Source organism: Corynebacterium coyleae (assembly GCF_030408635.1).
Taxonomy (GTDB): Bacteria; Actinomycetota; Actinomycetes; order Mycobacteriales; family Mycobacteriaceae; genus Corynebacterium; species Corynebacterium coyleae.
In genome coordinates, this window is record NZ_CP047198.1 from 1,287,795 (window position 1) to 1,311,860 (window position 24,066).

Annotated in this window: 21 protein-coding genes; 3 read left to right on the forward strand and 18 right to left on the reverse strand. The window is 59.5% G+C overall.

Annotated features, from left to right (window positions below; all coding sequences use genetic code 11):
- Nucleotide 1: 1 nt before the first annotated feature.
- Genes CCOY_RS06285 through gnd form a run of 4 tightly spaced genes read right to left on the reverse strand, consistent with a single transcriptional unit; the run spans nt 2 to nt 5,285 of the window.
- A complete protein-coding gene (locus tag CCOY_RS06285) occupies nt 2-1,054 on the reverse strand; it encodes a hemolysin family protein (protein WP_070484767.1) in 1,053 nt (350 codons plus the stop codon).
- Nucleotides 1,051-2,424: a hemolysin family protein gene (locus CCOY_RS06290; protein WP_070423204.1), complete on the reverse strand. Its 1,374-nt coding sequence runs from the start codon at nt 2,422-2,424 to the stop codon at nt 1,051-1,053. The genes CCOY_RS06285 and CCOY_RS06290 overlap by 4 nt, the downstream gene beginning before the upstream one ends.
- Nucleotides 2,425-2,441: 17 nt before the next feature.
- Nucleotides 2,442-3,791, reverse strand: coding sequence for a DEAD/DEAH box helicase (locus CCOY_RS06295; protein WP_092102506.1), 1,350 nt, complete (start codon nt 3,789-3,791; stop codon nt 2,442-2,444).
- A gap of 27 nt (nt 3,792-3,818) precedes the next feature.
- The gene (gene gnd, locus CCOY_RS06300; protein WP_092102509.1) at nt 3,819-5,285 is read right to left on the reverse strand and encodes an NADP-dependent phosphogluconate dehydrogenase; all 1,467 of its coding nucleotides are present in this window, start codon (nt 5,283-5,285) and stop codon (nt 3,819-3,821) included.
- 50 nt (nt 5,286-5,335) lie between these two features.
- On the opposite strand from gnd, the gene CCOY_RS06305 reads away from it, so the two are divergent.
- On the forward strand, nt 5,336-5,785 hold the full coding sequence (locus CCOY_RS06305) for a PaaI family thioesterase (RefSeq protein WP_070451538.1): 450 nt from the start codon (nt 5,336-5,338) through the stop codon (nt 5,783-5,785).
- A gap of 7 nt (nt 5,786-5,792) precedes the next feature.
- Here CCOY_RS06305 and CCOY_RS06310 read toward each other — a convergent pair whose 3' ends face one another.
- From CCOY_RS06310 to CCOY_RS06330, 5 genes are all read right to left on the reverse strand, one after another.
- Nucleotides 5,793-6,866: a magnesium and cobalt transport protein CorA gene (locus tag CCOY_RS06310; RefSeq protein ID WP_070423200.1), complete on the reverse strand. Its 1,074-nt coding sequence runs from the start codon at nt 6,864-6,866 to the stop codon at nt 5,793-5,795.
- A 143-nt stretch (nt 6,867-7,009) separates the two neighbouring features.
- Nucleotides 7,010-7,885, reverse strand: coding sequence for a pyruvate formate-lyase-activating protein (gene pflA, locus CCOY_RS06315; RefSeq protein ID WP_070451534.1), 876 nt, complete (start codon nt 7,883-7,885; stop codon nt 7,010-7,012).
- Between the two features lie 3 nt (nt 7,886-7,888).
- Entirely contained in the window at nt 7,889-8,140 is a 252-nt protein-coding gene (gene grcA2, locus CCOY_RS06320) for an autonomous glycyl radical cofactor GrcA2 (protein WP_034999039.1), read from the reverse strand.
- 44 nt (nt 8,141-8,184) lie between these two features.
- Nucleotides 8,185-10,302 carry a pyruvate formate lyase family protein gene (locus CCOY_RS06325; protein WP_070423198.1) on the reverse strand — a complete coding sequence of 706 codons (2,118 nt, stop codon included), beginning with the start codon at nt 10,300-10,302 and terminating at the stop codon, nt 8,185-8,187.
- A gap of 244 nt (nt 10,303-10,546) precedes the next feature.
- Complete coding sequence (locus tag CCOY_RS06330; protein WP_092102512.1) at nt 10,547-11,887, reverse strand: NAD(P)/FAD-dependent oxidoreductase; 1,341 nt, start codon at nt 11,885-11,887, stop codon at nt 10,547-10,549.
- 116 nt (nt 11,888-12,003) lie between these two features.
- On the opposite strand from CCOY_RS06330, the gene CCOY_RS06335 reads away from it, so the two are divergent.
- Nucleotides 12,004-13,338: a class I SAM-dependent methyltransferase gene (locus CCOY_RS06335; protein WP_092102514.1), complete on the forward strand. Its 1,335-nt coding sequence runs from the start codon at nt 12,004-12,006 to the stop codon at nt 13,336-13,338.
- On the opposite strand, the gene CCOY_RS06340 is transcribed toward CCOY_RS06335, so the two are convergent.
- From CCOY_RS06340 to CCOY_RS06350, 3 genes are all read right to left on the reverse strand, one after another.
- Nucleotides 13,335-16,256 (reverse strand): FAD-binding and (Fe-S)-binding domain-containing protein, encoded by a 2,922-nt coding sequence (locus CCOY_RS06340; protein ID WP_092102517.1) that lies wholly within the window; start codon nt 16,254-16,256, stop codon nt 13,335-13,337. The two genes, CCOY_RS06335 and CCOY_RS06340, sit on opposite strands and share 4 nt — an antisense overlap.
- A 99-nt stretch (nt 16,257-16,355) precedes the next feature.
- Nucleotides 16,356-17,021 carry a YceI family protein gene (locus CCOY_RS06345; protein ID WP_083292066.1) on the reverse strand — a complete coding sequence of 222 codons (666 nt, stop codon included), beginning with the start codon at nt 17,019-17,021 and terminating at the stop codon, nt 16,356-16,358.
- A gap of 38 nt (nt 17,022-17,059) precedes the next feature.
- Nucleotides 17,060-17,407 carry a hypothetical protein gene (locus CCOY_RS06350; RefSeq protein ID WP_244268723.1) on the reverse strand — a complete coding sequence of 116 codons (348 nt, stop codon included), beginning with the start codon at nt 17,405-17,407 and terminating at the stop codon, nt 17,060-17,062.
- A gap of 124 nt (nt 17,408-17,531) precedes the next feature.
- On the opposite strand from CCOY_RS06350, the gene CCOY_RS06355 reads away from it, so the two are divergent.
- On the forward strand, nt 17,532-17,909 hold the full coding sequence (locus tag CCOY_RS06355; RefSeq protein WP_070423193.1) for an RNA polymerase-binding protein RbpA: 378 nt from the start codon (nt 17,532-17,534) through the stop codon (nt 17,907-17,909).
- Nucleotides 17,910-17,913: 4 nt separating this feature from the next.
- Here the strand turns inward: CCOY_RS06355 and CCOY_RS06360 are convergent, their stop codons facing one another.
- The 6 genes from CCOY_RS06360 to CCOY_RS06385 form a co-directional block, all read right to left on the reverse strand.
- The gene (locus tag CCOY_RS06360) at nt 17,914-18,900 is read right to left on the reverse strand and encodes a polyprenol monophosphomannose synthase (protein WP_070828958.1); all 987 of its coding nucleotides are present in this window, start codon (nt 18,898-18,900) and stop codon (nt 17,914-17,916) included.
- A 26-nt stretch (nt 18,901-18,926) separates the two neighbouring features.
- Nucleotides 18,927-20,471 (reverse strand): apolipoprotein N-acyltransferase, encoded by a 1,545-nt coding sequence (lnt, locus tag CCOY_RS06365; RefSeq protein WP_092102519.1) that lies wholly within the window; start codon nt 20,469-20,471, stop codon nt 18,927-18,929.
- Nucleotides 20,472-20,996, reverse strand: coding sequence for an FxsA family protein (locus CCOY_RS06370; protein ID WP_070451519.1), 525 nt, complete (start codon nt 20,994-20,996; stop codon nt 20,472-20,474).
- Between the two features lie 10 nt (nt 20,997-21,006).
- Entirely contained in the window at nt 21,007-21,822 is an 816-nt protein-coding gene (locus tag CCOY_RS06375; RefSeq protein WP_224212716.1) for a lipase family protein, read from the reverse strand.
- Nucleotides 21,823-22,221: 399 nt separating this feature from the next.
- Nucleotides 22,222-22,947, reverse strand: coding sequence for an SDR family oxidoreductase (locus CCOY_RS06380; RefSeq protein ID WP_425284114.1), 726 nt, complete (start codon nt 22,945-22,947; stop codon nt 22,222-22,224).
- Nucleotides 22,940-24,052 (reverse strand): M24 family metallopeptidase, encoded by a 1,113-nt coding sequence (locus tag CCOY_RS06385; protein ID WP_070615078.1) that lies wholly within the window; start codon nt 24,050-24,052, stop codon nt 22,940-22,942. The genes CCOY_RS06380 and CCOY_RS06385 overlap by 8 nt, the downstream gene beginning before the upstream one ends.
- Nucleotides 24,053-24,066 lie beyond the last annotated feature (14 nt).

Below are 24,066 nucleotides of genomic sequence, written 5' to 3' on the forward strand. Positions count from 1 at the left end.
ACTATTCGTTTTCGTGTGTCCAGTCCGACACCGTACCCACGTATTCCTCGATGAGGTCTTCGAGGGCGACGATCCCGACGAGGCGGCCGTTCTCATGCACTGCCGCCATGTGCGCTGAACGTCGGTGCAGCAAAGTAAGAGCGTCGTCCATTGACTCGTGGCCGTCGACTGTGATGAGCGGTCGAATGCGTGAAAGCGGCACGCGTGGATCCTTCTCATCTGTCTCCATCAAGTCCAGAATGTCCTTCACATGCAGGTAGCCCGCCAGGGATCCCGTACTGATCAGTACCGGGAAGCGTGAAAAACCGGTGTCTTGCACTGCCTGCTCGATGATCGAAAGACGGATGCCGCGCGGGTCGTAGGGGATCGTCTTTACCTCTACAAGCGGGATGAGCACCTCGTTGAGGCTGCGGGAATCCTGACGCAACGCCTTTGCCAAACGGACAGTTTCCTCGGCATCCAGGAGCCCCTCTTTGCGAGACTCCTGAATCATTGTGGCTAACTGCTCCTGGTCGACAGTGGAATCCAACTCGTCGCGCTGTTGGATACCGAACGCAGCTAATGTCTTACGAGCCACCCAGTTAAGTGCTTCCAGCACGGGGCGGGTTAGCTTCATCCAAACCGTCATCGGTCTGGTCAGCCACATTGCGGATTGCTCAGGCCCCGCGATGGCAATATTCTTCGGCACCATCTCGCCGAACAAAATGTGCAGGAAAGAAATGAATGCAAGCGCAATAACGAACGAAATTGGATGCAGAATATCTGCCGGTACACCCAGCGCGAGGAACGGCTCCTCCAGATATTTTGCAATCGCCGGCTCGGCAACCTTGCCCAATATCAGCGAGGCCACAGTAATGCCGAACTGCGCACCAGCCAAGTAGATGGAAAGGTGCTCGGTTGCGTACATCACGTCCTGGGCTTTGGTTTTGCCTTGGGCCTGGAGTGACTCGAGACGGTCGCGGCGCGAGGATACGAGAGCGAACTCGGCTCCAACAAAGAATGCGTTAGCAGCGAGGAGGGCGACAATCAGGACAACAGCGAGCCAGATACTCATCGGTCGGCCTCCTCAGGGGTAATCGGGCGCAGCATCGCTTTATCCACACGGCGGCCGTCCATTGCGGTGACCTGGGCAAGCCATGATCCGGCGCCTGCCGATTGGAACTCCTCCTGCAGCGAACCGAACGTTTCGCGCAGGACGACCTCGTCGCCAACCTTCGGGATGCGACCGAGTGTTGCCATGATCAGACCGCCCAACGTCTCGTAGGGGCCGTCGGGTGCTGTGTAGGCGAGGCGCTCTTCGAGCTCGTCGAGACGCACGAGCCCGGAAACCTCCCATGAGGTGCCGTAACGGACAAAGTCCTTTTCGCTTTCGCGGTCATCGTATTCGTCGTACACCTCGCCAAGAATCTCCTCAACGAGGTCTTCGATGGTAACCAGGCCCATGGTGCCACCGTATTCATCGGCAACAAGCACGACCTGCGAACCAGCAGAGCGCACCCGGTTCAGCACGGAATCGCCGTCCAGCGTGCCCGGGACGATTGGGACACGCCGGGCAAGCGTGGCAAGTTGTGTGGTCGCACGCTCGTCGGGTGGCACGGAGAATGCGTCCTTGATGTGGACGACTCCGAGGGTGTCGTCGAGATCTCCACGCCGCACTGGGAAACGCGAACGCCCAGTTTCGCGAGCGAGTGCGATCAGGTCGACAACAGTATCCTCCGCGTCGAGGGAGTCGATGGTGGAACGGGGCGTCATCACCTCTTCAGCTGTGGTCTCGCCGAAGCGCAGTGATCGGTCGATCACTGCAGCGGTCTCAGCATCCAAACCACCAGCCTCTGCCGACGAGCGCACCATGGCGCCAAGCTCCTGAGAAGAGCGGGCCGAGGCAAGCTCGTCGGCAGGCTCGATACCCATCTTGCGCACAATCCAGTTAGCGGAGGTATTGAGAAGGTTGATAAACGGCTTCATCGCCGTGTTAAACCAGTGCACCGGTGGCACGACCACGCGAGCTGTCGCCAGCGGGTCCGTAATAGCCATGTTTTTCGGTACAAGCTCGCCGAAAACCATCGACAAAAACGTTGCGATGACAAGGGCCAAAATAAGTGCGACAGTGGTTGAGGCCGACGCACTAAGTCCGACGGCCTCCAACGCAGGGGTGAAGAACTTACCGAGTACAGGCTCGGCAAGGAAACCTGCCGCCAGCGTCGTCACCGTAATGCCGAGCTGGGCGCCTGAGAGGACGAACGAAAGATTCGCGTGATCACGCGCGATAGCGCGGGCTGTAGCATCCCCGCGTTGTTTAACGTGGGCATCGATTGTGGAGCGCTCGAGCCCCGTCATGGCGAACTCGATTGCGACGAACAACCCGGTAGAGGCTGTCAGCAATACGAACGCCAGAAGAGAAAGTATGGATATGAATATGTCCATGTGTGTTGATCTGCGCCTTAGCGGCCGTTACTCCTTCGTTTGTTCTCTCCACGACGACCCTGCGAGTTGCCGCGTTGCCCACGTGTAGAACGGGAACGTCCAGCGCGGCTCGATCGTTGCGACGACCGACGCCCAGCGCGGGAGCCTTGCCCGCCACCCCCACGGGGAGCCTGCTTCGGAGCACCCGGCGGAGGCAGTGGCTTTCCATCTGCGACACGTGCTCCTGTAATCGTAACCAACGACTCCGACATTGGAGCCACTCTGACCTCCGGAGCCTTCACGCCTGCCTTGCGCATCAGTTGCGCGACTTCCTTAGCTTGCTCGTCCATGACGAGCGTGACCACTGTGCCGGACGTGCCAGCACGGGCGGTGCGCCCTGCGCGGTGCAAATATGCCTTGTGCTCGGCTGGCGGATCAACGTGGACGACAAGCGAGACGTCGTCAACATCGATACCGCGTGCGGCAATATCAGTAGCGACGAGCACCGGGGTGGTGCCGTCGCTGAAGCCGTCCAAGGCACGCGTACGCGCCCCTTGGGTTTTATCGCCGTGCAACCCTTGGGCATTGATGCCGACACGTCGCAGCTTCTTCACCTGACGGTCAACACCGTGTTTCGTGCGCATAAACATGATGGTCTTGCCGTCACGTGCGGCGATCTGCATCGCGATCTCATTGCGTTGCTCACGGCCACCGACCAAAAGTCGAAAATGCTCCATGGTGTCCACAGCCGCTTCCACCGGCGCAGTGGAGTGCGTCACTGGGTTGTGCATGTAGCGGTCGATGAGCTTTTGTACGTCGCCATCCAGTGTGGCGGAAAACAGCAAACGCTGACCGTTTTTGGGAGTGCGGTCGAGCAGCTTGCGTACCTGTGGCAAAAAGCCCATGTCGGCCATCTGGTCGGCTTCGTCCAGAGCAGTGACCTCCACCTGATCCAGGAAGAGTTTCTTCTGGTTGATGAGATCCTCGGCGCGCCCTGGGGTAGCCACAAGGAGATCGACTGGGGAGGCCAACGCACGAATGTGGTTATTGATGTTCACGCCACCGACAACATCGAGGACGCGTAGGCCGAGGGCAGCAGCGGAGTCGTCGAGACGCTCGCGAATCTGCGTTGCAAGTTCACGCGTCGGCGCAAGCACGAGCGCTCGCGGGTGACCCGGGCGTGATGGGGCTCCAACGAGACGGGTAAGCATAGGCAAACCGAACGTAAACGTTTTGCCCGAGCCTGTTGGACCCCGCCCGAGAACATCACGGCCCGCAAGGGCATCGGGGATAGCCGCCTCTTGGATAGGGAAGGGCTCCGTGATGCCCTGCTTTTTCAGCGTGGCGACGATTTCACGGGGTAGGCCGAGGTCGGCGAATGTAGTCATTCAGATCAGTGTACGCGCGTCGTTGTTTTAGAAGCTCAACTCTTCCCGCTCGCCGGACCAGGTGGTGTGGAACGTGCCTTCCATGTCCACGCGGCGGTAGGTGTGTGCACCAAAGAAGTCGCGCTGTCCCTGGATCAGTGCTGCTGGCAGCCGCTTGGCACGCAGCGAGTCGTAGTAGGACAACGAGGAAGCGAACACCGGCACTGGGAGTCCAAGCTGCGTAGCGACGACAACCATACGGCGCCATGCGTCTACCAGGCCCTTTTGCAGTTCTCCGGTGAAGTACGGATCGAGCAACAACGACGGGAGATTCGGATCGTTTTCGTAGGCCTCGGTAATGCGGTCGAGGAACTTCGCACGAATGATGCAGCCACCGCGCCAAATACGTGCGAGATCGCCCGGTTTGATATCCCAGTTGTGCTCGGCGGACCCAGCGTTAATCTCGTCGAAGCCTTGCGCGTAGGCGACCAACTTGGAGGCGTACAGGGCTCGGCGGACATCGTCGATAAACGCAGTCTTCTCCACGCCAAGTGCTTCGAGGGTACTCAACTCGCCCGCCGGAAGTTCGGCTTCCGTCGCAGCCTCGCGCTGGGCAAGTGCCGACGACAGCGCGCGGGCAAACACTGCCTCGCCAATAGCAGTGGTCGGTACACCGAGATCCAGTGCCTCCTTGACGGTCCACCGTCCGGTGCCTTTTTGGCCGGCAGCGTCCACGATGACGTCGATAAACGGTTTTCCGGTGCGGGCGTCGACCTGGCGAAGCACCTCCGCGGTGATTTCGATGAGGTAGGAATCCAGATCGCCCTTGTTCCATTCAGTGAAAATGTCGGCGATCTCCGCAGGGGCCAGGCCTGCTGCGTAACGTAGCAGGTGGTACGCCTCGCCGATCACTTGCATGTCGGCGTACTCGATGCCGTTGTGCACCATCTTGACAAAGTGACCTGCGCCGTCCGGGCCAATGTGGGTCACGCACGGGGTGCCATCGACCTTTGCAGCAATGTCTTCGAGGAGTGGTCCAAGTGTCTCCCAGGATTCGACTGGGCCACCCGGCATAATCGACGGGCCACGCAGCGCACCTCCTTCACCGCCGGAAATACCCGCGCCGACAAAATGGCGATTGCGCTTGGCCATCTCACGTTCACGGCGAATCGTGTCGGTGAACAGGGCATTGCCACCGTCGATGATGATGTCACCGTCTTCCATCGCATCAGCGAGCTGTTCGATGACCGCATCAGTTGCTGCACCGGCCTGCACCATGATCACTGCCTTGCGGGGGCGCTGCAGAGATGCGACAAAGTCCTCGATGGTCTCGGCGGCGATGAAGTTTCCCTCATGGCCATACTCGTTGATAACCGCCCGCGTCTTCTCTGGTGAGCGGTTGTAAATAGCGACGGTATGGCCTTTCGACGCAAAATTACGGGCAAGGTTTGAGCCCATTACTGCCATACCGACGACACCGATTTGAGCAAGAGGTTCTGAAGCATCTGCAGTCATAGTGCGAATTCTACGTGGCTGAGGACAGATCATCCGTATCATCGACGAGCATGAACCTAGAATTCGATTTTCGCCTGTACAACGAAGTGCTTGACACGCCGTTGAGCGAAGAAGAACTCGCCGTGATCAACAACCTCAACGTTGACTTCGCCCAGCGACTCGGTTTGGTGCTGGATTATTGCTCAAAAGAACGGATGGATGCACACCTCGTCGCAACTGAGGAGCATCTGCAGCCAACCGGCATTGTCAACGGCGGTGTCTACTGCGCAATCGGTGAAACCATGGGGTCAATTGCGGCGGTGGCAGCTAGCGCCAAGCCAGCAGTGGGGATGAGCAACTCCACCGACCTTCTGGGCAGCGTGCGCGCGGGGCAACGTATCGACGCCACCGCGGAGCCGGTCCACATCGGTGCGCGCACCCACCTGTGGCGCGTGAACATGTACTGCGAGGAGAGGTTGGTCGCGGTGACCAACCTCAAACTGATGATCTTGAGCAAATAGCGGCTGTTTAAAGCCAGTGGTTCTTGCGGAACCACCACCACATCACCGAGATAGCAATGAACATTGCGAGAAGTGCAGCGGGGTAGCCGTAACGCCAGCCAAGCTCTGGCATGACTTCGAAGTTCATGCCGTAGATTCCGGCAACCAAGGTCGGCACCGCCGCCATGCCCACAACGGCCGAAATCGTACGCATGTCAGAGTTCTGCTGCATCGTAATCTTCGCTACCGACGCGTCCAGCAGGGACGTGAGACGTTCGTCGAAGCCTGAAAGACGGTCGCTGACGATCGTGGAGTTATCTTGGACGTCGCGGAAGTAGGTACGCAGAGCCTTACGCATAAAGTCCTTGTTGTTCGTCAACCCGTTGCGAAGCGCTGGCGACAGTGGGTCGATCGCGTGACGCATCTCCAAAATCTCACGCTTGTAGGTGTAGATCTTGTCAATGTTGATCGTGCGACGTGGCGTAAACACTTCGTTTTCCAGCTCGTCGACGTCGCTTTCGAGGAAATCCGCGACCTTCAGGTAGTTGTCTACCAGATAGTCAGATACCGCCCACGCCACAGCGGAAGGCCCGAGCAGCGCTAGCTCTTCTTCGTCCTCGAGCTTGTTGGTGAGGTCAGGGAGACGGACATTATGGCGAATCGTGATGGCAAACTTCTCGCCGATAATCATCTGTACTTCGCCGGTGGAAATGATTTCACGGGCGTCCGACACCTCTTCGTCGTCACGATACGACACTGAACGCACAACCAGGAACAACTGCTCGTCGTGGCGTTCAACCTTCGGTCGCTGATGGGCTGCGACAACATCGTCCACAACCAGGTCCTCAATATCGAAGACCTCGGCGATGCGTTCCATTTGCTCCGTTGTGGGCTCTTTCAGAGACAGCCATACGAAAGCGTTGTCGTAGCGTTCTGCCACCTCAAGTGCGTGAGTCATGCGCACATTTCCCGGCTGGCGTTTGCCGTCGACAAAAACGCGGCAAAAGTCGATCTGACGCTCGACAGGCACCGGGATTTGGTTCACAGACGGGGGCTGCACCTTCTTAGGACGCTGTCCTGGAATTGAAATACGTGGCGGCATAGCTTTAGCCCCCTTTCACGCTTGTGGGGCTTGCCGTATGAGAGGTCGCCCTGTAATGAATAGGCACGCAAAAGGCGCGCACGAATACCGAAAGTGATATTACGCGTGCGCGCCTTAATGTCTAACGGGGGTGATACCCCGGGTTAAAACACCGTCAAACCACGCGAGCGGAAGATTGATCGCACATGCTCAACGGACTCTGCGGACGGGGGAGTGACGTCCTGCAACTCGTAGTCGAGGCCAATCTTGTCCCACTTGTCGGCACCCATGTTGTGGAAAGGAAGCACTTCCACACGCTCTACGGTGCCCTTCCAACGCGCGACGATATCGGCGACTCGCTGCACGTTTTCCTCAGCGTCGGTCAGACCTGGGACTACAACGAACCGGATCCAGACCGGTTTGCCCTTCTCGTGCAGTCGATCACCAAAATCGATGGTTGGCTGCAATTGGCGCGCGGTGACATTTTCGTACGTGTCCGGATCGCCGGACTTAACGTCGAGAAGGAACAAATCAATATTGTCCAGGTCCTCGTCGGTCAAGCGTGCACCAAGGTAACCAGAGGTATCGATCGTGGTGTGGACACCAGCATCATGCACAGCCTTGAGCAGTCGGCGTGTGAACGCGATCTGGAACAACGGTTCTCCGCCGGAAAGCGTCAGCCCACCGCCTGAAGCGTTGAACACAGGCTTGTATCGCAGCACACGGCGCACGACGTCGTCGATACGCTCGAGTGTGCCTTCCTTCATTTCCATCGTGTCCGGATTGTGGCAGTACTTGCACCGCAGTGGGCAGCCCGACAAGAAAATCGTCATACGGGTGCCCGGTCCGTCGACGGCAGTGACCAGTTCCCAAGAGTGGATGAGGCCGATCTCGCCAGTACGGCGAGCCTCAAACAACTCTGGGCGAGTGATCTCAAGGTCGTCGGTGGAAAGTCCGCCTAAACCGGCAGCGACGCCGCGCACGCGCTCGCCTGCTTCAGGCGATAGCGTGACGACGCCGCTCGTTCCGTCTTGGGCCATAAACTACGCGCCCTGGTGGAAGGTACGAGAGATGACGTCGCGCTGCTGCTCCTTGGTCAGCTTCACGAAGTTCACGGCGTAGCCAGAGACACGAACAGTGAGGTTCGGGTAGTTCTCTGGGTGCTCCATTGCATCCTCAAGCGTGGACTCGTCAAGCACGTTGATGTTGGCGTGGTACAGGCCAGAGTCCATGTTGTTCGCGGAACGGGAAGCCTTCATGGAAGCGAGGCGCTCGTCGAAAGTAGGGGTGGTCATGATGTCGTCTCCTTCGGAGTGAATAGGTGAGTGGGAAAGTCTGATTAGGCGGGGTTAACTACCGCATCGGCGTTGTCCATGATGAAGCCGGCGTCGAGAACACCAACCAGGTTGGTGATCTGCTCTTCCTTGTTACGGCCCAGGCCCGACGGGGTGATCGTGTTGGTCAGCGAAATGCCGTCCAATGCGTCGTTGTAGTCGAGCTTGCCCACGGACAGCATCGAAGCGACCATGCCGTGATTGTCTGCGCCGTTCTCCGGGTTCGCACCTGGGGCGAACGGAGTGCCGGCCTTGTGCCCGGACGGGAACGAACCAGTTGCCTTGCCGTAGACCACGTTAGAGGTAATGGTCAGTACCGACTGGGTCGGAATAGCGTCGCGGTACATCGGGATCGCTTTGATCTTCTGCATCACGGTGTGGACCACAGTTGCGGCAATGTCGTCCGCGCGGTCATCGTCGTTGCCGTAGAACGGGAAGTCGCCCTCGGTGATGTAGTCGACGATCAAGCCTGTCTCGTCGCGCACCGGTGTGACCTTCGCGTACTTAATCGCGGACAGAGAGTCAGCAACGATTGAAAGGCCAGCGATGCCACAGCCCATGGTGCGGACGATGTCGGAGTCGTGCAGTGCCATCTCGATGGATTCGTAGGCGTAGCGGTCGTGGCAGTAGTGGATGATGTTCAGCGCCTCGACGTAGGTACCGATAACCCAGTCGAGCATCTCCTCGTACTTCTGCCAGACCTCGTCGAAGTCGAGTGGGCCATCGCCCTCGATCGGCTTGTGGTCACCGTCAGTTATCTGCTTGCCGGTAACTTCGTCACGACCACCGTTCATGGCGTAGAGCAGTGCCTTCGCAGCGTTAACGCGTGCGCCGAAGAACTGCATCTGCTTGCCAACCTTCATCGGAGAGACACAGCACGCAATAGCGGCGTCGTCGCCCCACTGGTCACGGATCTGCTTGTCAGACTCGTATTGCAACGAAGAGGTCTCGATGGAGATCGCGGCGCAGAACTCCTTGTAGCCCTCCGGCAGCGCCGGATCCCAGAAGATGGTGATGTTCGGCTCCGGAGCAGGACCCAGGTTGCGCAGCGTCTGCAGCAGACGGAAGGCGGTCTTGGTGACCTGGTGGCGGCCGTCCTCAGAGAAACCAGCGTCGGTCCAGGTTGCCCAGTACGGGTCACCAGAGAAGATCTGGTCATAGTCCTCTGTACGGAGGAAGCGCACGATGCGCAGCTTGATGACGAGCGCGTCGATGATCTCCTGCGCCTCAACCTCGGTCAAGGTGCCGTTGGCTAGGTCACGCTCGAAGTATGCGTCCAAGAACGGGGAGAGGCGACCAATGGACATTGCGGCGCCGTCCTGGCTCTTTACGGAGGCAAGGTAGCCGAAGTAGGTCCACTGCACGGCTTCCTTGGCGTTGGTTGCCGGGCCGGAGATGTCGAAGCCGTAGTCTTCAGCCATCTTCTTGAGCTTCTTGAGCGCCTTGATCTGCTCGGCGTGTTCCTCGCGGTAGCGGGCCCAGTGCTCGGAGAAGCCCTTCTCCAAAGACGCATCCTTGGCCAGCTGCTTTTGCTCGATGAGGTAGTCAACGCCGTATAGCGCCACACGACGGTAATCACCGATGATGCGTCCACGGCCGTAGGCGTCCGGCAGGCCCGTGACGATGTGGGACGAGCGTGCTGCGCGGATACGAGGGGTGTAGATGTCGAAGACGGCATCGTTGTGGGTCTTGCGGTAGTGGGTGAAGATCTTCTTCACCTCCGGGTTGACCTCTTTGCCGGCCTCCTTGATGGCCTGCTCAACCATGCGCCAGCCACCGTTAGGCATCATGGCACGCTTGGTCGGGGTATCAGTCTGCAGACCGACGATCACGTCATCATCCTCGGAGATGTATCCGGGCTTGAAGGCGTCGATATCGGCCGGAGTGTCAGTGTCAACGTCATAGACGCGACGCTCGCGCTCAACGGCGAGGTAATTCTTATCCAGGTAGTCCCAGAGGCGCAGTGTCTTGTCGGTTGCGCCTTCGAGGAAGGATGCGTCCCCGTCGTACGGGGTGTAATTGCGCTGAACAAAGTCGCGGACATCGATGTGCTCGGTCCACGGTCCTGGCGTGAAACCTTCCCACGCCTTGTTCTGGATTTGCGGCTCTGTAGAAACAGTCACAGTTGCACGATCTTTCACATAGATAACTAGTGGTCTTCATGCGGCTGCGCTTACCCATTCCCAAACACAGTCTCTTTAAAGCGCTTGCCGCTTACCTATGAGTATAAAGAAGTTCTCCGACTATAGGTAATACGTTTGGCGTGGTGTTGGTCACACAAAGTCTTCGGGGGTGGAGAGTAGCAAAAACCCCGGTCCTGCGCTCGTTGAGAGCGAAGAACCGGGGAAGTTGGAGCGCTATGAACGCTTACTTTTCGCCGTTTTCCAGGTGGATGTTCTCCAGCTGGCCTTCGGTGACAGCCAGGTTGTGGCGGGTGCGGGAGAACGCGTTAATCGTCCACTCGTTGGCAGCCACAATGCGGTTACGGCGGCCGGTGAGGAAGGACATGTGGACGCCAAGCCACATCAGCCAGCCGATGAAGCCGGTGATCTCGACCTTGCCCATCTTCACCACAGCATTGAAGCGGTTGATGATCGCCATGGAGCCCTTGTCGAAGTACTCGAACGGAGCGCGATCCTCCGGAGCGATATCGTGCTCGACTTGGTTCTTGATGACCTTGCCGACATAAGCGCCGGACTGGATTGCAACCTGGGCCACACCTGGCAGACGGTCGCGATTCATCATGTCGCCAACGATGAAGACGTTGGGCTCGTCGCCGACGGAAAGGTCCGCGTTAACAGCAACCTTGCCGGCACGGTCCGCTTCAACACCGATCTGGTCTGCGACCTGCTTGCCCAGCGGGGAAGCCGCAACACCAGCGGACCAGATCTTGGTCGGAGTCTGGATCGTGGTTTCCTGTTCGGTCTTCATGTCCTTGTAGGTGACAGAGTCCGCATCAACGTTGGTCACCATGGCGTTGAGGATCACGGTGACGCCGGCCTTTTCAAGCTCACGCTGTGCCTTTTTGCCCAGGCGCTTGCCAAATGGAGGCAGCACCTGCGGTGCGCCATCAAGCAGGTAAATCTTCGACTGCTCGGTGCTGAAGGAGTATCGGCCCGAGGTGAAGGCACGGTGCGCCATCTCCGCAACCTGGCCAGCAAGCTCGACGCCGGTCGGGCCAGCACCAACGATGACGAAGGTCAGAGCGCGATCGCGCTCTTCTGCGGTTTCCGCGAGTTCTGCACGCTCGAATGCTGCAATGAGGCGTGCGCGGATCTCAAACGCGTGATCCAAGGTCTTCAGGCCCGGCGCGAACTCGGCGAAGTGGTCGTTGCCAAAGTAGGACTGGCCAGCACCAGCGGCGACGATGAGCGAGTCGTAGCCGAAGGTGTACTCCTTGCCGCTTTCAACAGAGGTGACGGTCTTGCCCTTGACGTCGATGGTCTCAACAGTGCCACGAACGACGCGGACGTTCTGCTGGTTAGCAAACATCTGACGGATGTCACCGGTGATCTCGCCCGAGGACATCAGGCCGGTTGCCACCTGGTAGAGCAGTGGCGGGAAAAGGTGGTGGTTGGTGCTGTTGATCAGGGTCACATCGACATCAGCATCCGCAAGTTCCTTGGCTGCGTTGACGCCACCGAAGCCAGCGCCGATGATGACAACATGATGGCGGTTTCCGTCTGGGCGAATGACCGTAGAGGCCATAAGTATCTCTCCTCGGTTGAATTTTTATATGTGCAACGCCTATATAGTACGCGCCGCATTTTATCTGAGCCGTGGCGTACCGCAGAAGCAGGTTCTTGGCCACTAGCATTTGTGAAATGGCCGATATCTCCCGCGCACGCAAAAGTTCCATCGACGCCGCGGCCTGGCCGGCTGTCGCTGCGGTACCCAGGGCCCGTGGAGGAGCGCTGCGCACGAAGATCGCTGAGGCGACATTTGCTCGTGCCTGTGCGAAAGCAGAACTTGCTCTAGAAGGAGACGATGCAGCGCTCACCGTGGAATCCGCGGACATGTTTGAGCGTATCGCTGCGCGTGGGTGGACTGGCCTTGCTGAAAGTTATATGGCAGGCGAGTGGGTGACCTCGACGTCCGAAGGGCTTGTAGATGCACTCCAGGCACTGATCGGTGCGGGGTACAGGCCGTCACCAGCACGCGTGTCTGCTCCGAAGCACGGTCGCACACCCCTTGGGGTGATCGGGGAGCTACCTCCGGATCTGGTGCAGCATTTTGCTGGTGGCACCGCAACGCATGCGCAGGGACACTTTGGCACGGGTGTGCCGACGACTCAGCGCACGCGGATGAAGTCCCACACTCCGGGGGCAGGGCGAGGAAACGAGCCAGGGCACCACTTCGTCGACGTCACCGAAATCGGCGCTCCACTTGACGCTCATCGCGATGACCTAGCTGATGCGCAACGCAGGAGCATTTCGATGCTTCTCGACGCCGCCGCTGCCGGTCCCAGCACACATTTGCTTGAGATGCCGTGCAGTGGAGGAGCGGTGGCTGCGGAAGCACTTGCTCGACGCTGCACCCTGGATGTGGTTACCTTTGACGCCCGCGTGAGGAAAAGCCTTGAAGAACAGTTGATCCTCAGTGGTGCTGAAGGTGCTGCACGCATTGACGTGTTGGATTGCCCAGCCGAAATCGAAGCGTTGGCACGGCAGCGTCGCGGGGTGTACGACGCAGTAGTGAGCATGCAGGCGTTTGAGAACATGCCGCACCAGGAACAGATCGCGTATCTCGTATCCGCGGAACAGATGCTCGCACAGGGCGGCAAGGTAGTGCTGCAAACAATTGTCCGCACGAACAACTATTCCCGGAGTGCAGCGGCAGCCTTGGCCTCAACCACCGGTTATGCGTGGCCACGGATGAACGTTGTGAGTTGCGATGACGTTGCCCGGATCGTCGATAAGCACACTGCATTGCGCGTGACTGCGGTGACAACCGCACCTGAACACCTCGCAGCATCGCTGAGGCTGCAGCGAATGGCCTTCGACGCCCACTTACGCGACGCCGCAGCGGATGGCTACGACGTTGTATTCCGCAGGATGTGGACTTGGCAGCTAGCCCTGCGCGAAGCCCTTGCACGATTGGAAATGCTGGACCTCGCGCAGGTCACGATGGTGCAGCGCCATCGCGGAGGCCGTCGCTAGGCTAACGTGACCTCCGGTCGGGATGCACGCTCGACCAGTACTGCAATCGACTCAAATGGCTTTCCGGCCACCATCTGTAGGCCCATCTCGCAGGTGCGGTTTGCTGACACGAAGCGTGCATAATTGCCACGATTGAGCCCCTCGCGTTCCTCGCGAGTCGCCGACTCAACCAGCTCAGGGTGCAACATCACACGATCGCCAGCTGTGCCACAGCAGGCCGCCCCAGCGGGCACTTCCGCATCGCCACACGCAGCTGCGACACGCATGAGCGCTTCCGTGGTACCAAGGTGCTGACCGGAGCATGGCGGGTGGACAGCAATACGCCCCTGGTCCTGAGTGATGGGCAGGTGCTCCATGATCTCTTCGTCGAGCCACTGCACCAGGTCAAGAACGCGAATCGCCTCGAAACGTTCAAGATCAGCAGGGGAGAGTACCTCCGGCATGGAATCCACCACGGTATGGGTGCACGAGGCTGCATCGATGATCACAGGCAGTGCGCCTTGCTCTGACCACTGCCACATGCGCTCCAGCAGGTCGAGTGCCTTCGCACGGTATGCATCGTCGAATCCCTTCGAAGAAAACGGCATGCCACAGCAACCGCCGTCAACGTTTTCCGGGATCCACACAGGTGCTCCGCTTCGTCGGCCGAGTTCAACAACCGCCTGCGGCACAGCAATCTGATCAGCAGAACCAGCAGGTTGGCCGAAGATACGGTTTACACAGGCAGGGAAGTAGACAGCTGCGGCACCGTTGCGCGAGGTTTCCGGCATCTGTGGTGCCTTGTGCGGCATGGGCCCCGGCACAGAGGGGAGGCGCTCGGGCGAGATGAGTGCACGTCCAACCTGGGTGACAGCATTGGCTAGCGCAGGCCCGAGAATATTGACGCCAGATACCGCAGTGCGGCCCAACGCCTCGACCGCGCCGTATCCCTTCGCGATCCCAGTTGCGACACGCTTCTCTGCAGGTGTTGCCTGAGCTGCGCGCAGTTGCTTCATTACCTTGCCGGTATCAATGCCAACAGGGCAGGGGATAGCGCAGGTTCCGTCGGCAGCGCACATGTCGATCGCGTCGTACTGGTATTGCTCGCGCAGCGCCCCCAAGACCTCCGAGCCTTCCGGCTGACGCGCCATCTCACGGCGCAGCACAATACGTTGACGTGGAGTCACAGTGACGTGGCGTGACGGGCATACCGGCTCGCAGAAGCCGCACTCGACGCACATATTGATCTCCTGCTCGACCTTGGGAAAGGACTTGAAGCGCTGCAGGTGGATGTCCGACTGGCGAGTCAACTTCACGTCCGGCGCGAGGATGATGTCCGGGTCAAGCATCTCCTTGACCTCCCAGAACAGGTTCCAGATTTCGTCGCCCCATTCATGGCGCACGAACGGCGCCATGTTGATACCGGTACCGTGCTCAGCCTTCATCGAGCCGTCGTACTTGTCGACGACCAACTCAACCAGCTCGTCAAGGAAGCGCGAGTACTTCTCGAGCTCCTCAGGGTTGGAGAAGTCCGGGGTGATAAAGAAGTGCAGGTTCCCGTAGGGTGCGTGTCCCATCACGCCTTCGGGGTAGCCGTAGCGCCGGAGCAACTCCATGAGTTCAGCAGCGCCTTCGCCGACCTGCGCAGGTGGGAAGCACACGTCCTCAGTAATCAGCGCGGCGCCTTGCGGGCGGTTTTGCCCGATCAGGCCAAACAGGCCGTTACGCAGCTGCCACATGGCGTTTTGCTTCTTTGGGTCGGTCTCAAAGTGCAGCGGTGCTAGCAGCTCCGCGCCTTCGAGCACGGCCTCGGCGGCGGCAATGGCCTGCTGAAGCTCGTCTTCGGTGGTGCCACCGACCTCGAGGAGCAGGGCAGCGGTGGACTGGTCAATATCTGCCCATTCAGCAGGAGCAGCACTAAATTGGCCAACTGATCCGCGCATGACATCGGAGACGAGCAGTTCGCAGGCTTCAGCGCCGGCGTCGACAAGCTGTGCAACATAGTTGGCAGCATCAGTGATGTCGGGTACAACCACCCAGGTCACAGCCTTTTTCTTTGGCAACTCGATGGTGCGAATCTCAGCCTCGGTAAACACGCCGAGGATGCCTTCGGAGCCGACGAGCAAGCGCATGAGGATACGGACCGGCTCGTCCTCGTCCAAGAATGCATCGATGCGCAAGCCGTTGGTGTTGCGGATGGAGAACTTTGCGCGTAGGCGAGCGACTAGCGTCTCGTTAGCACGCAATCGATCACGGAAATCAGAGAGTTGTTTGTGCAGTTCAGGGCACTGTTTGCGGAAGACGTCGTCGCCTTTGCGCGTATCGACGATCTCGCCAGACGTCAATACAAACTCAGCCTGATCGATGGTGTGGAAGGAATCACGCTCAATCTTGCAGCGCATGCCGCCGGCATTGTCAGCGAGGACGCCACCGATACAAGCAGATGCGGTCGAGCCGGGATCAGGTCCGAGCATGTAGCCGTGGCGTCGCAGGACCGCTTGAGCGTCGCCAAGCACAACGCCCGGCAACGTACGAAGGCGTTTGCCGCCGTCGAGGACCTCCATGCCGGCGAAGTGGGTCTTCACATCGACGAGGATGTCGTTCGTCATCGCCTGGCCGTTAAGAGACGTCCCGGCGGCGCGGAACGTCAGCGTCCGACCTGCACGGCGGGCATAGCGCATCAGCGCGGAAAGGTCTTGCGCGTTGCGTGGCTGAACGACCACGGACGGGATGTCGCGGTACGGAGAAGCGTCTGAGGCGTAACGCACGAGATCTGAGACGCGTGATTGAACATTGTCCGCGCCGACGATTGCTGCGAGCGCCGCGACGAGTTCCGGGTCGGAGCCGCCAGTGAATTGCTTACTGACAGCGTCCGGGTAGGAATCGTCGTAAACCGGCTTGGGGATCCTGCGGGGATCGGGAGAGAGGAGCTTTGCCATGGGGACAGATTACGCCGTGGTGCCACCAAATGTTACTTGACATAATGTACATTATCGGACAAATATCCTTTATATAACGTCAGGTGACGTTATATAGGGCTACTTCCGCATATCCAGACGGACGTTAATTTCGCCGTCCTCGGCGATCTTTGCGGCCACCAGCTCCGGAGTCTTCACTCCGTAGTCCTCTCGGTTGATCGGAATGTCTGCTGCGACGAGCAGCTGATCGCCCGAGCGCGCGACATTGAATGTCTGCGTGATCGTGTTCGTCTCGCCGTGGATGGTCATGTTGCCCGTCAGGTCTACGGTGCCCATCGTCCCGTCCTCTGGCACGCTGCTAAGGTCCACTGGCTCGGTGACAACGAACTTTGCCTCCGGGAAATCGTCCGTATGGAAAATTTTGCGTCGCACGCTTTCATCGCGGACATCAGAGTCGGTGCGAATGTTTGTCATATCGACGACAATCTCGCCAGCCTTCAGCGTGCCCGCCTCGATAGTCACGCTACCGCGAACGCCTTGTGTCGAGCCTGACGTAGTCCGGCGATCACCTGGCAGCACCTCGGCGAATGTGAAGCCTGCAGACGTTTGGTTGGGTCCAGGCTTGTTTGTTACCTCCCAGACGCCGTCAATTTCCGTTGTGGCGGATTTCAGGCTGGACTCGTCGATACCCTCAGTTTTGACACCGTGACTAAAAAACAGCGTCCTTCCCAACGGGATGAACGCCACTGCAAGCGCCAGAATGGCAAAGGCTAAAACTGCGATCATAAGCAGCTTCGTATTACGGGAGCTGGTCTTCACGTACCTCACCTCAGTTTTTCGAGTTTCTGGACCAAGCCTACTAATTCGTCACACAACGAATGCAACTCGTCCGCCGTCGCGCCTTCGGCCGCTGCAGTTTGGATATCCTCAGCGGCACAGCGCAACTCGTAAAGTCGATCGCGGATCTCTGCGACGCGCTGACGGCTCAGAATCACAGCGTCAGGGTCCACGGTCGTACCTGCAAGGAGTGTGCGCTGTTCGTACGCACGCTGCTTGCACGAAGAGCTGCAATATTTCCGCTTGCGGCCACGCCCCTGGTTGATTTCAATCTCTTTACCGCACCACGCGCAAACGTTTGTAGTCTCGTTTACTCTCCGCTTCCTGATCTTCACGGCGGCAAGTCTATTACAGGTGTCAAGCCCGGGTGAGGTCAGGGAACAAAACGAATTAGTGGACCGTTATACTTGAGCGATTGCTGGGCAACCGGGCAATAACGACGACAAGGATGGAGACAACATGGCTGATCGAGTGCTACGCGGTAGCCGCATGGGTGCCGTGAGCTACGAAACTGACCGCGACCATGATCTCGCGCCGCGTCGCATGGCGAAGTACCAAACACCCAATGGTGAGGTGTTTGAGGTTCCGTTCGCCGATGAGGCTGAGATCCCCGAAGAGTGGATGTGCAAGAACGGCCAGACCGGCACGCTCATGGAGGGCGAAGGTGTCGAGTCGAAGCCGACGAAGCCGCCGCGTACCCACTGGGACATGCTGCTGGAACGTCGCAGCATTGAGGAGCTTGACGTGCTGCTTGAGGAGCGCTTAGAGCAGCTCCGGAAGCGCCGTCGCACCGCGGCCCGCCTCGCTAAGGAGCAGGCCGCGCAGAAGGAAGGCTAATTCCCTACTTCGAACCGGAATTGAATACGTGAAGGACCTGACGCACGGTTTCCGTCGTCAGGTCTTTTGCCGTCTGTGCACCTTCTGCAACGCGACGGCCGACCTTATCCAGGTTCTTGCCGGAAAGCTCGTACTTGGTCAAGGAAGCAACCTCGTTAGCCAAGTCAGCTACCTGCGACGGAGCCTTGGTCGCACGATTTGGAAGATCTGCAAGCTTTGAGTTGGCGGCAGCGTACTCAATCTGTCGCCAGGTTTCGCTCGCCAGGTTGCCAACGAAGGAAGCCTTTTCCTTCGCTCCCCACTTGGTTACCTCTGCAAACGATGCGGCAGCGAAGCTTGCGTCCAGCTTCGACTCGCCAAGCTTGCGGTCTTCAAAAGTGATGGGGACTTCAACAACCCCGAATCCAGCGTCTGCTACCTTGTGGGCAATCTCCACCTGGAAGATGTAGCCCTTGTTGGACAGCGCATCCAGGTCGAGATCTTCCAAGACTTCGCGGCGGAACGCGCGGTAGCCAGCGGTCATGTCCTTGACATCGTCGCCAAGCGCGATCGAGATGTACTCATTGCCCAGCTTGGACAGCAGGTAGCGGCTGCGCGGCCAGTTCTTTACTTCCCCACCGTCGACGTAGCGCGAACCGATTGCCAGATCTGCGCCGTTGGCTACTGCGTCGAGCAAACGCACGAGTTCCTCAGGGGCATGCGAGCCGTCTGCATCCATTTGAACGATGACCTCGTACTCGCGCTCAAGGGCCCATTCGAAGCCGGCACGGTACGCAGCCAGCAGGCCGTCTTTTCCGGTGCGGTGGAGCACGTGAACTTCATCATGAGTAGCTGCGAGCTCGTCAGCCTTTGCTCCGGTGCCGTCAGGCGAGTTGTCATCGACCACAAGGACGTCCACATCCTTGTTGGCATCCAGCACGCGTCCAACGATAAGCGGGATGTTTTCCACTTCGTTGTAGGTCGGGATAATCACCAGGGTTGTATTCGCCACGGTGCTACGTCTCCTCGTTGTCACACTTATTTATTCCTTGGTGCAGCATACCCGTGCGCCCGGGTACGTGCGGAAACGCCTGCCACAGCCATCAGCATGATCCCTGCCGCGACAAGCAACCACTCCAGAATCTTTCCAAATCGCACAGCCGGGGTGACAGAATCGCGCAGCGGCAGCTTTTCGACGAGATGATCTGCCGTGAAGATTTCCGTCTGCTGCGATACTGAGCCGTCGGGATGGACGATGGCGGAGACACCCGAGGTGGCTACAACAACCACTGCGCGATCGGTCTCCAGTGCACGCATGCGGCTCATCGCCAATTGTTGATACGTCATGCCGGTGAACCCAAACGTGGCGTTGTTCGTCGGTGTGCTGAGCAACTGGGCGCCGTTGCGAATCGCCATCCGGTAGGCCTCGTCCTCCGCCACCTCGTAGCAAGTCGCCACACCGACTGCGATGTTGCCGAGGTGCACCACGCCGTTGCCGTCACCAGGTTTGAAGTCGCCAGCCAGGTCAACCATGTCGGAGAACCTCCGGAAAAAGTCACGCATGGGCATGTACTCGCCGAACGGCTGGAGGAACCGCTTGTGGTGGTACTCCCCTGGCCCATCTTTTGGGTCGAAGACGACCATGGTGTTGCGGGAGCCAACGTCGTCACGTGTGAGTGTGCCAACGAGCAACGGTGCGTCGATGCCGCGCACGGCGACGTCGATAAGCGCTCGTGCTTCCGAGTCGGTGAACGGATTGACGTCAGAGGAATTCTCTGGCCAGAAAACGGCGTCGACATCCATGTTTTGCGCGCGGAGGTCGTCGCGAAGCGCAAGCGTTTCGTTGACGTGGTTGGCCAGCACCGCGCGGCGCTGTGCGTTGAAATCAAGCCCCATGCGAGGGACGTTGCCCTGTACCGCGGCAACGGTTGCTTCGCCCACTGTCGAGGCAGGGTTATTGACCCCGATCTGCGCCACGGTGCCGAGACCGAGGGGCAGTACTGCGGCTACAAGGCCGGCCCAGCGTTGCGTCCCACGCTGCAGGATGGCCACGATGAGACCTGCCCCTGCCAGCGCCACCGCAATTGAGATCAGCGCCGGACCACCCCAAGGTGCGAGAGCAGCTAGTGGACCATTGATTTGCCCCCACGCCAGGCGTACCCAGCTAAACCCGCCGAAAGGAAACGACGAGCGGCAAAACTCAACCGCAAGGTAGATCAGCGCAAACGCGAGGAAGCCAAAGCGCCAACGCGCGACGATCACACCAAACACACCTATAGCGATGCCGTAGAGCGCGAGGAAGATCGACAAAGCGACATACGGCATTGCGCCGACAAACTCCCCGATCCACGGCAGCAGGTAGAGGTAGCAAAACGCAGCCTGCGTAAAGCCCAGTAGGCCGCCGAAGGCTGCGGAAGGACGATCAGTACCCGGCCAGCGTTGCCATGGCATGAGCGCAAGATAAAACACGGATATGCCGACGATGGCGGAGAACCAGTGTCCGTGCGGTTCGTACGAGAAGAACACCAGCCAGCCAGAGCAGGCCGCGAGTACGAACCGGAGGAAGCGGGTAAGGGCCGTCACCTACTTCTCCCCCGGCTCATTGCCGCTGTTGCGGAACCATTCCTCCAACTCGTCGGCATCAATAACGACGTCGTCAGCATCCGCTCCTTTCTGCGGATAGGGCTGATTGGGATTGGTAAACGAACCGTAGGAGGTGGTGAACTGCGACATCGGGGTGGCCTCGTAGAGGCGCGCGCCGAGGTCTTCCATGCCGCGACGGGCGCGTTTGGTCATCGAACGACGCGCGATTGCTCGTGTCGGACCGAACACTAATAGCAGGCCGATGACCGAGCTCACGAAACCAGGGACGAGACTTAGCGCCCAACCCGCCATCAACAGCGCGGAGTCGCCAGCCAACTTGCCAAGGCTGGTTCGCCCACGAGCCATCTGCGTAAGTTCACTGCGAAGCGACATGCTGGCGGCAAAGCCGCCGAAGATCATCAGTGCGAAAATTGCCAACAGCGCCCATCCGACACCAATCCACTTGGCGACGAGAAAGAACGCGATCGCTTCAACAACGAAGTAGGACAACAGGAGCACAGGCATGGGCCAGAGACTACCCGTTGAGCCGATCGAGCAACCAACCCACGTCAGTTGCAGCGTAGAGAAAATACGGGCCGAAGTGGTTCGTGCCAGTCCTGCCACGGATACGCTTGGCCGTACGTGAGAGGAACTCCACTCCCCAACTCTCTGCCAAGGCTGAGACATCTGAGTGCGGGACAAGGTCGTCGTATGGCGAACTCCACAGACGAATCGGAATACCTAGCGGGCGTTTGGTGCCTAGGCGTGTTGCATCAAGGTGGCTGCTGGTCAACGGGAGGTCGTCGAGAAGCGATGCCATGCTCACTCCGGTCCTCGTCCAAGAGCGAGTATGCGACCACGGGCGATGCAGCACCGCCCCTAAAGCACACGTGCGCGCCCCGTTCGCAATGGCCGCAACACCTCTTGGGCTCAAGTGCGGAGCAATCTCGGCAGCAATTGCGTCGTCGCTGGCCATGAGGCCCGCGACCGCGTAGAGGATCACTACGGAGGCAAGCGCGCCATCGACGTGATGGAGCATGCTGACCATGTCCACTGGCGGAGCTGCGACCACAGCTGCCAGCAGTTGGAGATCGGGTGCGTACTCAGGTTCCTCGAGCCACGCTGCGGCGGCTCCCCCGCCCTGGGAGAAACCCCACAGACCGAGTTTGGCTGTTCCTACGCCGAGGTTGGTGCTGGCGCGCACGGCATCGGCGAGGGAGCGTGCTGCCGCAACGTGGTCGCAATAGAGCTCCACATCGTCCCCGGGGTCGCGTGGGTAGTCGGTGATGACTACGTCGGCGCCGGCTGCAAGGAACAAGTTGATTACGGGTTGTTCATACGCGGCGATCAAGTCTATGGGCTTGATACGTGGTCCGATGCCCACGGTGCAGGAATATGACGGGTCGCAACGCCGTGCAACGCCCTGCGTCGATGGCGCAAACGCGATCGTGGGCCGTTCACCTTTCCCCATCCACGGCGTACGAGAGCGAAACACTGCGCCTGTCGCGGACAAGATCCGGCCTTGAGTATCGCTCGTGGCGTATTCGATTCGCCAGGAGTCTGAGGGGTTCAACAGCCCGCTTGCCCCTACTGGTCGGATCTGTACGGCCTCGAGAAGGGACCCCGGCGTCACGCCCATAAGCCAGGTAGCTCGGCCGAAGTCTGGCCCGGTTCGTTGAGCAGGACGAACTAAGTCAAGGCCGAGCCCGGCGAGCGAGCGCACACGAGGAAGGAGCAACGACGCCATGAGCTACCTCGGCATGTGGCGCCAGATTGGACGTGGAACCAAGCGCATAATCATGGCCAAAACGGCGAGGCGACGCGGAATCCACACTGTCGTACTCCGTCCCTTGGCCGCAGCGTCAACGACAGCATCAGCGACGACATCCGGCGTCACAGACATAATCGCAGGCTTCATCCCCTCAGTCATCGCGCCAATGACGAACCCGGGGCGCGCCAGTATCAGGTTCAGGCCTGTCCCATGGAGTTTGTCGGAGAGTCCTTGGCAAAACGCGTCGAGGCCTGCCTTCGTCGATCCGTAGACGTAGTTGGCGCGACGTGCCCGCCAGCCCGCGATGGAAGAAAAGGCGAAGATCTCGCCGCGTGCCATTTCGTCGGCAAGGACGGTGAGCATGTTGACCTGTGCCACGTAGTCCACCGTGGCAATGCGAGCGGCCTCGCGTTCTTCGCGCTCTGCCAGTTCCTGATCGCCCAAAATGCCGAAGGCCACGATGGCGGACGTGACCTCCCCTGCCTCGCGGACGATGCGGCGATGTGAGTCGAGGTCGGTAGCGTCAAAATTAACGGCTCGGACAACAGTCGCTCCCGCTGCAAGCAAACGACGTTTCACGTCGTCGAGGCCATCGCTGCTACGCGCTGCGAGTACAACTTCACGACCACTGCAGATGCGCACAGCGATCTCGCCGCCGATGTCGCTGCGAGCACCGAGCAGGAGCACTGTTCCGGGGTTATCCACGCGCTGCATCCAGGTCGCGACGAGTGGTGTTGAAGGTCTTCATGCCGGTAGCAGTCAGCGTCACGATGTCTTCGATGCGCATGCCCCACTCACCTGGCTTATAGATGCCAGGCTCGATGGAAAAGGCCATTCCCTCGCGCAAGATGACGTCGCTACCTGCGATGATGAACGGCTGCTCATGGCCCGACAATCCGATACCGTGTCCAAGACGGTGGGTAAACCACTCGCCGTAGCCGGCCTCCTCCAGTACGCCTCGTGCGACGGCGTCGAGTTCACCTGCGGTAATGCCGGGTCGGGCTGCGTCGCAGGCCGCCTGGAACGCGCGCTCCAGCGCGTCGTACGCCTCCAGGAAGTCTGGCTTCGCCTTGTTCCTGCCACCCACGACGTGAGTACGGGTGCAGTCCGATTGGTAGCCAGATGGCAGCGCACCGCCCAGGTCGACGACCACCGGGTCGCCCTCCTCGAGCACACGGTCTGAGAAGTCGTGGTGCGGGTTCGAGCCGTTGGGACCAGAACCGACGATGACGAACGCCACCGTTTCGTGCTCTTCGAGGATCAGCGCGTTCAGTTCTGCAGCGACCTCGCGTTCCGTACGGCCCGGCTGAAGCAGCTCCGCAGCACGTTCGTGCACACGGTCGATTGCCCTGCCTGCGGCCTCGAGTTGTTCAAGCTCTGCAGCGTCTTTCACCATGAACAATTCCGCGACCTCAGTCTCAGCCAGATCTGTACGTGGCAGCAGGGCCTGCAGTGCGAACACGTGGTCGGCGGTCAAAGAGGAGCCGAGACCGACCGGGCCATCCGGGAGCGAGTCAGCAACGAGACGGTACGGGTTCTCACCATCGCGCCAGCCAATCACCTCGACGTCGTCCGCGCCGTCGAGCCCCAACGAAAGCAGGTCTGTCATCGGTGCGACGACACGCGCGCCATCGGCGGAGATGACGAGGGCGGTGAGGCGTTCGTGGGAGGACGCCCAGGAGCCGGTGAGGTAGGCAAACTCTGCACCAGTCCCGATCACCAATCCGCTCAAGCCACGTTGCTTTACCAAGTCGGCAGCCATTTGTCGGCGCTTCGCATACACACTTGCATCAAACGTCATGCTGGCCATGGTAGATCGATACC